The 12,619-nt window shown below is 53.9% G+C and carries 6 protein-coding genes; 2 read left to right on the top strand and 4 right to left on the bottom strand.

All coding sequences use genetic code 11. The features are described from left to right. Positions 1-27 precede the first annotated feature (27 nt). Entirely contained in the window at positions 28-2,121 is a 2,094-nt protein-coding gene (locus tag ACMGDE_RS03705; RefSeq protein ID WP_436831409.1) for a S9 family peptidase, read from the top strand. A gap of 123 nt (positions 2,122-2,244) precedes the next feature. Then, complete coding sequence (locus ACMGDE_RS03700) at positions 2,245-4,659, top strand: serine hydrolase (RefSeq protein WP_436831408.1); 2,415 nt, start codon at positions 2,245-2,247, stop codon at positions 4,657-4,659. Between the two features lie 40 nt (positions 4,660-4,699). On the opposite strand, the gene ACMGDE_RS03695 is transcribed toward ACMGDE_RS03700, so the two are convergent. The 4 genes from ACMGDE_RS03695 to ACMGDE_RS03680 are packed head-to-tail and all read right to left on the bottom strand — an operon-like array spanning position 4,700 to position 12,607. Then, complete coding sequence (locus tag ACMGDE_RS03695) at positions 4,700-6,598, bottom strand: heparinase II/III domain-containing protein (RefSeq protein ID WP_436831407.1); 1,899 nt, start codon at positions 6,596-6,598, stop codon at positions 4,700-4,702. 13 nt (positions 6,599-6,611) lie between these two features. Next, positions 6,612-9,830 carry a polysaccharide lyase family 8 super-sandwich domain-containing protein gene (locus ACMGDE_RS03690; RefSeq protein ID WP_436831406.1) on the bottom strand — a complete coding sequence of 1,073 codons (3,219 nt, stop codon included), beginning with the start codon at positions 9,828-9,830 and terminating at the stop codon, positions 6,612-6,614. A gap of 9 nt (positions 9,831-9,839) precedes the next feature. Further along, positions 9,840-10,856 (bottom strand): DUF5627 domain-containing protein, encoded by a 1,017-nt coding sequence (locus ACMGDE_RS03685; RefSeq protein ID WP_436831405.1) that lies wholly within the window; start codon positions 10,854-10,856, stop codon positions 9,840-9,842. Beyond that, a complete protein-coding gene (locus ACMGDE_RS03680) occupies positions 10,856-12,607 on the bottom strand; it encodes a RagB/SusD family nutrient uptake outer membrane protein (RefSeq protein WP_436831404.1) in 1,752 nt (583 codons plus the stop codon). The genes ACMGDE_RS03685 and ACMGDE_RS03680 overlap by 1 nt, the downstream gene beginning before the upstream one ends. Positions 12,608-12,619 lie beyond the last annotated feature (12 nt).

Raw genomic sequence — 12,619 nt, 5'->3', positions numbered from 1 at the left:
AAGACAATCACCATAACGACTTACAACATGAAATACCTTCTTTTTTTACTGCTGTTTACCTGTTCAAGCAGTCTCCTCTTCGCTCAGGAAATGACCATGGCACAGTATACGGCGTATCCATTCCCTTCCGAATTGACCACGGCATCGACCGGCAGCCGGCTGGCGTTGGCTGTTAATGAACAGGGGCGGCGCAACCTTTACGTAGCGGAAGGCCCTGATTTCAAGCTGCGGAAACTAACGGCTTACGACGATGATCTGGGCGACGAGATCACCAGTGTGCAACTTTCGGCTGACGGCAAATGGATCGTGTACGTCAAAGGAGGTGACCACGGCGGCTCCAATGCCAACACGCCCCGTAACCCGGCTTCCTTGCCGGTGGCCACCAAGGTACAGGTGTGGAGTATTGCCTTTGACGGCGGCAAGCCTATACTGCTGGGTGAGGGAGATGATCCGGTCGTTTCACCTAAGGGAAATCGCGTTGCCTTCATCCGCCAAGGGCAGGTGTGGACCTGCGCTGTCGATGGCTCAGACAAGGCCGAGCAGCTGTTTTATGCGCGTGGCTCCAATGGCGCGGTGCAGTGGTCGCCCGATGGGCAGGCGCTGGCGTTCGTGTCTTCGCGGGGAGGTCATTCCCTGATAGGCGTATTCCGCGATAAAGACACCCCCATCCAATGGGTTGCTCCCGCCTTCGCGCGGAATGCCGCTCCGAAATGGTCACCGGATGGTAAGCGCATCGCGTTTGTTAGGCGGCATGCGTCTGGGGGAGCCCCCGATTCCATCTTGGCCCCCCAGATGGATCCCTGGGCGATATGGGTAGCGGATGTGGAAACCGGAACGGCCGAGCAGATCTGGATGGCGCCGAATACGCCGCAAGGCGCGGTGCCGAGCACGCACGGCGGCACTAACCTCCACTGGACTGTGCCCCATCGGATTTCATTTGTTTCCTACCACGACGGTTGGCCGCACCTGTATTCGGTATCCGATACAGGAGGCGAAGCCCTGTTGCTTACCCCCGGAAACTTCATGGTGGAGCATGTCAAGCCATCGCCCGACGGACAGTGGCTGCTGGCCAGCGCCAATGCCGGGCCTGATGGGGATGATATCGACCGCCGCCACCTTATTCGCGCGCCGGTGGACCGGGCCGATATGCAGGTCATGACCCCCGGTGATGACATCGAAACCTTCCCAGCGGTGACCGGCGACGGAACGCATGTCGTGTTTCTCAGCGCTACGGCGATACGTCCGACGGTACCGGCTATATTGCCCTGGCCCGACGCGAAGGGGGAGATGCGCCTACTGGGCGAACACTTGATTCCGGATGCGCTGCGGAATGCGCCGCTGGTGACACCGAAGCGCGTGGAATTCAAGGCGCCGGATGGCATGACCGTCTATGGGCAGCTGTTCGAACCGGTCGGAGGGCCAGCCAAGAAGCCTGCCGTCGTCTTCATCCATGGCGGTCCGCAACGGCAGATGTTGCTGGGGTGGCACTACGGCGACTACTACGCCAATACCTATGCGCTCAACCAGTACCTGGCCAGCCGGGGATTTGTCGTCCTCTCGGTCAACTATCGCTTGGGCATCGGCTATGGTTTCGATTTCCACAAGCCACTGCTTGCCGGACGGTATGGGGCCTCGGAATACCAAGACATCAAGGCCGCCGGTGAATGGCTGGCTGCGCAGCCGCAGGTAGATGCCGACCGGATAGGCGTGTACGGCGGGTCCTATGGGGGCTTTCTGACGGCGCTTGCCCTGGGCAAGGATTCGGACCTCTTCGCCGCGGGCGTGGACATCCATGGGGTGCATAATTACATCGGCCGTATCCCGCCGGTGAGCGCTGAGCCTGCGCCCGATGCGGCGAAGGCCATTGAGCTGGCGAAGACGTCCTCACCGGTGTCTTATGTAGACACGTGGAAGTCGCCCGTACTGCTCATCCACGGAGATGATGACGCCAATGTCGATTTTGAGCAGACACTTGATCTCCTCCGGCGCTTGCAGCAGCAAGGCGTACCCCATGAAACACTCATGATACCGGACGAGACCCACCACTGGATGCAATATAAGCATCAGGTGCAAGTGGATCAGGCGACGGCTGATTTTTTGGTGAAGCATTTGAAGCCGTAGATATGAGACGTGAGACACGAGACATCAGACTTGAGACACGAGACATCAGACGTGAGACAATAGACATGAGACAATAGACTTGAGACAACAGACAACAGACATGAGACAACAGACATTGGCGTGATGAATAAATGGATTACATATGGGTTGCTATCGTTGGTTTGCAGCCTTCATTGGTGGATGCCTGTGATGGGCCAGGAAGCGGACCTTCCACCCGGTCTGGATACCTATATCGAACAGGTGCTTGCTGAATTTGACGTGCCTGGTGTGGGGGTGGGCATTGTGAAAGACGGGAAGGTGGTGCTGGCCAAGGGCTATGGCGTGAAAAAACTCGGAAGCCCCGATCCGGTGGATGAACATACGCTGTTCAGCATCGCGTCCAATAGCAAGGCATTCACCGCTACGGCCCTGGCGATGCTCGTGGAAGAAGGCAAGCTGAAATGGGAAGACCGCGTAACGGAATACCTGCCGTGGTTTGCCTTGTCTGACGATTATGTGACGCAGCACCTCACCGTGCGCGACCTGCTGGTGCACCACAGCGGACTACCCGCTTATGCCAATGATATGCTCTTGTTTCCGCCGGCAAATTTAAGCCGCAAGGAATTGCTGCTCAAACTCAAGGATGTGCCGTTGGAATACGATTTCCGCTCGGTGTATGCCTATGACAATATCCTGTACCTGGCGGCAGGGGAGGTGATCGAGGCGGTATCGGGCATCTCTTGGGAGGATTTCGTGAAGGAGCGGATATTTGACAAAGTGGGCATGGCGAATAGCATCGACCGATTTTCGACGCTGCGGCAGCAACCCAATGTGGCTTATTCGCATGCGCGCCGCAACGGGGAGGTGAAAGTCATTGAGCACTTCTTTGATTCCAACATCGGTGATCCGGGAAATCCGGCAGGAGGCATTGCCGCATCGGCTGTCGATATGGCCAAGTGGCTGATCACCCATTTGGATTCCGGACGGACACCTGAGAAGGGCCGGCTGTTTACACCCAAGGTCACCGAAGAACTCTGGAAGATCGTGCGGCCGATGCCGGTCAGCAAGGAACCCGAATGGCTGAAACCGGCGCAGAAGCATTTTTATGGTTATGCATTAGGTTTCCGGACGTACGATTACCGGGGGGAACAGGTGGTGGGCCACGGAGGGGCGCTCACCGGCTTTGTATCGCAAATTGCCATGCTGCCCGACAGGCGGCTCGGCGTGGTGGTGCTGACAAACCAATCCATCTCGGGAGCCTATTGGGCCATTATCCATCGGATTCTGGATCACTACTTGAAGGCTGAGCCCTTCGATTGGATTGCGGGGTATAAGAAAGATGTCGACCGCTCATTGGCTCGGCAGGATTCCAGCAGACGGCGGCTTAAGCCCATTCTGCCGGACAGTACGCTGAAGCGCTCGCTGCCGCTTGCCGCATATACAGGGACCTATCAGGATGAATTCATCGGCCGTGCCGTCATTACCCAACTTGGCGATACTGCATTGCGCCTGGACCTGGTGAAGTCGCCGCAATACAGCGGTAGGCTATCGCACTTCCATGGTGATCTGTTCCGGTTGGTGGCGGACAATCCAGAGCGGGATGGTGGTGCCTTCCTGACCTTTTTGTTGAATGCCGATAAATCCATCCGCGAAGCCCGTTTTGTCTCCGAGCGCTCCGACGATGGGCATTCGCTGACGAGACTGGTGCTGCGGCCAGACAAGGATGCCATATTGGATACAGTAGCGCTCAATGCCCGTATCAAGCAGACACTGGACAAGTATCCCGAAGGCCGCTTTGCTTATGCATTCATGGATGTGGCTACCGGCGAACGGGTATTGTATAACGAAAAGGAGGCGTTCCATGCAGCCAGTACGATGAAGACTCCGGTGATGATTGAAGCATTCAAGCAAGCGACACAAGGGAAATTCGCGTTGACGGACTCCATTACCGTTTATAATGAATTCAAAAGTATTGTCGACCGGAGCCGTTACTCCCTCTCCCCGGAGGATGACAGCGAACAAGCACTGTATACCGAAGTAGGCAAAAAGGTCACCTGGTATGATCTATTATACCGCATGATCACCGAGAGCAGTAACCTGGCCACCAACATCGTTATCGACCAGGTGGGCGCCAAAAACGTGATGAAGACGATGAAGGCGATCGGTGCAAACGACATCCAGGTGCTGCGCGGGGTGGAGGACGATAAGGCTTATGAAAAAGGTCTGAATAACACCACCACTGCTTACGACCTGATGCTGGTGTTCGAGCAGCTGGCGAAGGGCAGCATCGTGAATGAAGAAGCCTGCGAGCAGATGGTGAAGATCTTGATGGATCAGCATTTTCGGGGTACCATTCCCGCCAAGTTGCCTGATGGGGTAAAGGTGGCCAACAAAACAGGGTCGATCACCAAAATATACCACGATTCGGGGATTGTATACCTGCCCGACGGACGGAAGTACGTATTGGTATTGCTGTCTGGTAATTTAGGGGAAACCGAGTCGAAAGCCGCGCTATCCGGGGTTTCACGGCTGTTTTATGACTACGTAGCGGGAAGGTAAACGGCATCCGTTAGCGGATGCCGTCATCATAGGTCAATCATTATGGTTCGATGCCTGCGAGCCGGATTTTCAATGTCTCTGCGCCGTCGGCCATGGTCGAGCGTGGTATGCGCAATTCGATGCGCTTCAATCCTTTGATATGCCTGTCCAGTTGCAGGGGGGCCGGATCCAACGAAATCACGGAAAACCTGAGCTGCGGATGAGAAATGTTTTCGATGCGCAATTCCTTGCCATCTTGACGCAGCAGGGCACCGTCAGGTTGAAGGACCACATCGGCTGTCGTCAGCAGCTGCCACGTCACCTCTTCGGTTTTTTCCGATGCGACGATTTCATCCTCGATGGTTAGGGACGTCGGGCTATCTTTCACAAAACGGCGGCGGGCAGCCGTTAGCAGGTCGCCGAAGGCCGCGGAGAGATCAATAGTAGCCTCGGGTGTCGCACCGTCCTTGAAATCGGCGATGGTTGCCATCCCGTCTACTTGGTGCAACTGCCCATTGACAGTAAGCGTGCTGTGGCCGAAATTGTTTTTGGTAAGCAAGGTCCAGCGTTGGCTATTTTGTTTTTTCCCCCAAAGATCGAAGCCTGTTTTTTCAAGGTCCTCGTAGCTTTGGTTACCGGGGTCGATGACCCACCGTACGCCGTCCAGTTCAAAGACAAACGAACCCCCGTCCATGTTGCCATGGTTGACCGTGCCGCGTCCGCCCTTGCCGCCGAAATAATAGCCGCGGACATCGTTTTCACCCCCGGTAAAAAAGACTACCGGATTGGAGCCATCCCCTTTCCAAGCGGTGGGAATATTCGCTCCGGCTTTTTCCTCGAATTGCGCCAGCCAAACCAAACCCGCGCCATCCAGCCGTGAGAGGTGCCCCATCTCCTCTACAGGCATCAAAAAGCGGTCTTTCTCCAGGTAGGTGGGGTTGCCCGTTCGCTTAGCAAACCACGCCAATACAATATCGCCGTTCCGTCCCCGGCGGTCCCCGCAATCCGCAAAATTGTAGTACATGCCCGATGGGGCGTTGGTAAGCACCCGGAAGGTGGCGCTTTCGAGGAATCCGGGGAAGTCGCCATAGCCGAAGTCGGTATCGAAAGCACTTTCCAGCATCGCTATCGAAATAACGGAGAACCCGGTGCCATAGTCCCAATAAGTAGACCCCTCGGGATAAATGCCGTGCGGCATATATTCATGCAAGGCGTTCGGGAGCCCGTCGAGTGCGCGGTAGAGCGTTTTTGCAGCTAGTTCAGGATCACGCTCGGCGATCGTGATGGACGCCGCGATCATTCCGCCATTGCATACCTGGTTCCAGTTGTTGTTGCCATAGGCCCACGATGGATTTTTGCCATCAGCTGGCCAGCTCGGCAGGATCCCTTTTTCGATGAGCGCTTTCTCCGCTTCCTCGATGGTCGCTTCGGGCAAGTCACCGGCGGTCCAGTCCAACGCGATGGCAACCGCCATCGCCATTTCGCCCACATCCAAGTAATGCGAAGGATTCCAATCGGAAAACCGGCAGACGGCCAGCACCTCATCGTTGATGCGCTGCAATACCCCAGGCTCTTTGTCTATCCGGTAGACCATACCCAACATATTCATCCGGCGAAGCATTTCCCGGGATACGGAAAGGAGCCTGCGACCGATCTGCTTGCGTTCCAGTAAAGGCTCATCCCGAATCGCCGCGGCATCCCGTTGGATGGCTTTATAGAGGTTTTGTGTGATGGGGTCGGTATCCAGTTTCTGCTTAAGCTGTTTTTCGATATCGCCATTGAGCACCAAACGGGGTTTGGACTTGTACAGGTGTTTTTTAAGGTATGCGACGGTGATGGGGTTTTGCAGTTTTGGACTGCTTCCAGCAGGTGTCTGCGCTTCTGAGGTCGGCACCGCAATGATGCATACCGATGCGTAGATAAAAAGGTAAAGGCCGAATCGTTTTGTCTTCGTATCCATCTGATATGGTTTTTTACAGGTTCAACAAATTTTTATAACGGAGCAGGGCTTCCACATAATAATAGTCGGCATAAGATAGGGGCACGTCGATCTCGCTATTTCCAGGCAGATGCCCGGTGGAATGTTCTAGGATGAACCCGCCGTTCGTGCCAACGGGTGCTTTGTAAGCCGGAGACGACAGGCTAGCGAGCATCCGTTCGGCAGCTTGAAGGTAACGTTTGCTTTCTTTTCCCTTGACCATGCCCGAGAGCTCAAGAAGTGCAGACGCCATGATCGCAGCCGCCGAGGCGTCCCGCGGTGCATTGGCATCGGTCACGCTGAAATCCCAATAGGGGATGCCGTCTTCCGGAAGGTTAGGGTGATCCAATAGGAAGGCAGCAATCTTCCGGGCTTGGTTGAGGTACGCCTCGTCTTTGAGATCCCGGTACATGAGCGTATACCCATAGAGTCCCCAGGCCTGTCCGCGCGCCCAGGCCGATTCATGATGAGCACCTTGGTGCGTATGCTTGTTGCGTACGGCTCCGGTTTCCGGGTCGTAGTCAATAACATGGTAGGAACTGTTATCCGCGCGAAAGTGGTTTTTAAGCGTGGTATTTGCATGTGTCTTCGAAATGTCGACGTATTTGGAATCTCCAGAAACGCGCGATGCCCAATTCAGGAACTCGAGGTTCATCATGTTATCGACGATAACCGGAAATGTCCATTTGTCGCCGTTGTGATCCCACGAACGTATGCAGCCCACTGCTGGGTTGAAACGCGAGGCGAGCGACTCCGCGCCGGTAAGCAATATTGACTCGTACTGCTTATTACCCGTAAGTCGCAGCGCATTGCCAAAACTGCAATACAGCATGAAACCGAGGTCATGCGTGCCCTTGTTCTCTTTTTCTTTTTCCAGCAGCTGAAGCCGGTTTTCTGCTTCCTTTAGCAACGCGCCATCCCGGCTATATTCATACAGGTAAAGCAACGTGCCCGGATAGAATCCCGATATCCAGGAGCTGCTTTTGGCTGTGACCAAAGAATCATCGGCACTATTGTAAGTGCGGGGCAATACGCCTTCGGGCACCCGTTTCATCAATGTGTGATATTGTGCGACGGCTTCCTTCAGATTTTTGTTTACAAATTCATCGGTCAATGCTAAACCGTCCTGCTGGGCATTCAATCGAAGTGATTTTCCGGCAAGGGTGCCTTGGGGTAGCGGCACGGTGAGGGTCGTATCGTGCCCTGTGGCAAACTCCAGTCGGAACGTGAGTTTCGTTAATTTGCGGGTTGGGTCGGCCACGGTAATCCATTGCACGCTGCCTTGTGAAGATTTGATCATGAACAAGGCCGGTTCGTTAGTTGTCAGGTGTGTGCCGTCCGGAAAGGCCACACGACCGGGTTTGTAAAACACCGCATAGTGAAGACCCAGTCCCCTATGCGATACCGCTTGTAATTCGACGGTGTTGCTTATGACATCCACTGGCCGCTGTCGGGCATAGGCCCGGGTTTGCGATTCGTCCGTCGCCGGCAGCACGATGTATGCGTAGGTTGCATCGTGTGGCCGCGTGCCGTGGTCGATGGCCAATGTGAATGTATTTTGCGTGATGGGTTCGTCGGTGGCTGCATCCTGATGACTGATACTGCGCCAAGTTCCCGTAGATTTTCCCTGGCGGAGCCAAATGCGGTCTGTATTTAAGATGATATAGCCAATACTGTCGTGATTGACCCACGCAGGCCCTTGTATTTGTTGTTCTTTTTCCTCGCTTTCGCGCTTATCATTCGCCCATACCGGGCCGTATAATAGCGACTGATTCAGGGTGGTCATCACCGGTTGAGAAGCTGTCGACGTAATGCCCGAGCCGAGACAGACGATCTCGTCGTCGAAAAAGAACCATGACTTATGGGCCTTCAGCCCTGAAAGCGGACTGAGCAGGTCAAAGGTAGTTGCACCGTATTCGCCGTCGGATACACCGCCCACAAACGCGGTCGTCCCTTTCTTGACCATATCGTCCCAATGCGGAAACGTGTCGACCTGTACCACGGTGGTGCCGGGGATTTTCCGCCAATCCCATGAAGGATAAATGTTGCGGTATTCACGCCCCGTGCGGGAGATGAATTGGCTGCCATCCGCATAGAAATGATTTTTCAGGCCTTCTTCGTTATAGGGAGATTCGATGTTATTGGAGCGGTTGGAGTACATCCGTACCGACGCGAAATACTTCGGCCGTTGATGAGAATGATAATGGGAATACCAGAAATATTGATTACTGCGCAAGTTGGGATTTTCCAGCTCATCTTTCCGATAGTTGCTGATGCGCGCCAGCAGTCGACCGGTAGGGTCATCCCGCTGGCCCGTCGAGGACCGTCTGGAGACGTCACGGTTCTTGATTCCGGGGTCGTCAAAGCGACCGAACGGCATGGCTTTGCGCATACCATCGAGGTAGTAGTCGATCACCAGTGCGATGGCGCGGGGTTCGAACGCAAAACGGGTGTCGCGCACGAGGTCTGCCCAGTACGCGAAGGAACCTGCATATTGACGGCCATAGGACAACGTGGAAGGCACACCATCCGTCCGGTGGTGGAAACTCATATCGGGCTTGATGCCGCGGTCTTCCGTGATATAGATCTGGTCGCCCATCGTTTTGATGGCCCGTGCAAAAGCCGCGGTATCCTGCCGAACCAATTCCGTGACCGCATTTATCGCTGCCATCTTGATGAAATCGCCGCCGGGACGGGCTCCGAACGCATCAAAATTGGAACGCGCGGCAATTGCCAATCCTGCGGCAAGCTCATCGTCACTCAGCTCGTCGCGCATCAATAGCAGGATATTTGCCATGGCATCAGGTGTGCCGATTTCATTCCACCACCAATTTTCGCAGCGATAGTCTTGCTGCAGCCAATGGGCCAATGCTTTCCTGAACGCAGCTAAAAGCCGGGCATCGTGATAGTATGCGCCATCCGCTTTTTGATAAGCTTTGGCCATCGCCTGTAGGTTCCCGAGATGGACGCTGTGTTCGAATCCTGTCTTGCTGGTATCTTGGTAGTTGATCGAGGGCCAAGTTCCGTCATCGGCCAGTTCGGCGGTGATCTTCGCGAGCTGAGACGTTTCGACAGTGCCCGAAAGCAGCGAAGTCTTTAGGCGGTCACTGATGACTATAAAATCGCGATTCGGTTGCGCGGTTGCGGATGCCGTGACCGAGATGGTCACCAGCAAATATAAGGCGCATTTGACGTGATATTGCATAATATTCATGATGATGACCTATTCGGCTGCCTGAGGATTGAACACTTCCATAACGACACCGCGATCACGAACCACAAATGTATCGTCGGCCTCGTAGGTATGTGTTCCGTTGGATACTGTGTAATTGATGGTCAGTCCATGGCGGGACTTATTACCCCACGAATACGCATCTTCCTTAAATTCGCCGCTTCCGGTTACCGTATACGAAGCCCCTTCGGGAGCTGAAACGGTACACGAATTGCCGTCGAAGTTGAGGACGAGATCCAATGATCCCTCCATCAGTTCCGATTGGAAAGAAGTGCTGATGGAGATCCGGTGCCTTGCTGCAGTAACGAGGTTCACCGGGGTATTTTGCTCGACATAGTCTGCACGATAGGTTTTTTCATCAACGGTAGCGCCATTGGCGTCCTTTACCGTGCATTCGCCGTAGTGGAAGTAGGTGCCATGGAATTCGTTGATGTATTTGATGCCGAACATCGTGAAATTCTTGGGAGCCACATTCCAGTCACCTGCGAAACGGATATCGGCATTGGCGCGGGTTGTGCTCCCACTGAGGATAGAATCCACATTGTTTGATCCCGTCAGCCGAATAGGGACGACATAGTTCAGGCCAATAGCATCGGGATCCTCAAAGAACGCATCGGTAAGCTGGACGATAATTCCACCATTCATTTCCCCTTTGGGAATGACGATCTGGTTATCCGAACTCAGCGTGTAATAGGACCTCGGCAACGGACGTATTGGGTTATCACTGCCGCCGAAGGTCACCTGTTCGCACAGGGACTCGTCAACCTCAAAGTCAAACACCCGGTTGAGTTCGTTAGTATATACTCCTCCCATCGCCACGGAAATGACGAACCGGTGGGCATTGTCGTTAGCATTATCGTAGATATCATCGCCGAGTATGAGCGTCCTCACGGGGAATTGATAAGGAAAATAGCCGGAGGTATAGCCAAAATCCGGAAACGTGTTTTCACTGTTTTTGCATCCAAAAATCCCCGCTGTGATACAAATAAATAGAAAAATCTTTTTCATTACCAACCGTTGTTTTGTTCAAATCCAAATTTAACCACTTCTCCTTGCGGAATGGGGCCATAGTGCATATAATCGTTGTCATAGCTTCTTGCTTCGACGGTGAATTCGTTATAGGTATTTCCGTCGATGCGGACGCCTATAGCGGGCTCAGTCAGGTCGGCCTTCCAGCGGCGGAGATCCCAGAACCTGAAGCCTTCGAAGCACAACTCAAGCCGCCTTTCATTACGGATAAGATTCCGCATCGCTTCTTTATCACTCACGGAAGCCAGATAGGCATCGGGCTGTTCGATCCCTGCCCGTTTGCGGATGGCCGCAATCACATCCCGGGCACTGAATCCGGGGCCATTCCCATCGGGTCCCCATGCTTCGTTGGCCGCTTCTGCGAAAGAAAGAAATAATTCGGTATAGCGGATATGCGTATTGAAGTGCTTTTGGCTGGAAGAGGAGGCCGGATCCATATTCACATCTTCACGCAGTAGTTTTTTGAGGTAGTATCCTGTACGTGTTGACGTCTGTTGTCGATCCAGCCCATCTTCGCCACCGGAAGTGCTGGTGTTGATGGTCTTTCCCTTAAATTGGCTACCATTATAAATGATATATAGCGACAGACGCGGATCCCGGTTTTCATACGGATTCTCTTCGTCATATGCGCTGTTTGGATCATCAATGGGAAATCCATTGGCCATGGGAAACGCGTCGACGAGGTTCTGCGTAGGGTTGAGCCGTCCTCTACCATAAAGCGAGGGAGGAAAGTGGTCCGCCTCACGTACATTATTGTTGTAAATGGGCCTGCGCCAAAGGATTTCCTGCAGGTCCAACCGGTTGCCGGTGGTAATGTCGGCTTCATCTACCTGTGCCTTCAGGTAAAAATGGTGGCCATTCGGATCCAAGCCGTCCACGCCTCCGATGTCATCAAGCAAGGCGGCAAACTCATTGACGGCATGCTCCCAGGCAGCTACATCGTTATTGGGGTTGAATGCCGGACTGGCTGCCAGCAGGGCAAGACGTGCCCGCATAGCCAGTACATGCCGACCGCTCATCCGTTGCACGGCAAAATCGCCGAAGACCTCGTTATAATGATCGACATTCACATCATCGAAGCCCGGAGGAGGGGTTCCCACATTGCCATAGTCCGAGGGCAAAAAACTTAGTGCGGTTTCGAAATCTGCCGTAATGCTGTTTACAAATCCCTGGAAATCGGCACGCGGTGCCGCAAACTGCTCTTCCGATGTAAGGAACTCGTTGTAGATCGGGGTGCCCAGCAGCTGACCGCCCCCGGCCGGCCCTCCGTGGTTCCGCAGCAGGAAATATTTGAACAAGCCCCTTAATGCATATGATTCGCCCTTGAACTTACGGATATACAGGGCGGAAATATCCGGGTTGGTCCATTTCCAGGGCACGCTGTCTACAATGCCCAGGAACTGATTGATATAAAGAATGGCCCGGTTGCAATCGTCCCAAAGATTTTGTGGATTATACCCGGCAGACCATTCACCAGTGGCCATCCGGAGGTAATTATTGAACCGATCATTGGAAACCGCATCATCAGTTGCCACGTCATCAAATCGATAATCATTAGTGGGAATCAATGTATAGGCCGTCAGTAAAAGTCCCTCGGCGAAAGCCGGATCATCATATACCCGTTTAATAGTATTGTGGTTGTCGTCTTCAGGTTCCAGGAGGCTGCACGATTGCAGGCATAGGACTGCCACCATCACTTGCGACAAAAAGATATGTAGTTTACGTTCCATGTTACAGTCTGA

The organism is Parapedobacter brassicae (genome assembly GCF_051400755.1).
GTDB lineage: Bacteria > Bacteroidota > Bacteroidia > Sphingobacteriales > Sphingobacteriaceae > Parapedobacter.
This window is presented reverse-complemented; position numbering and strand designations above follow the sequence as displayed.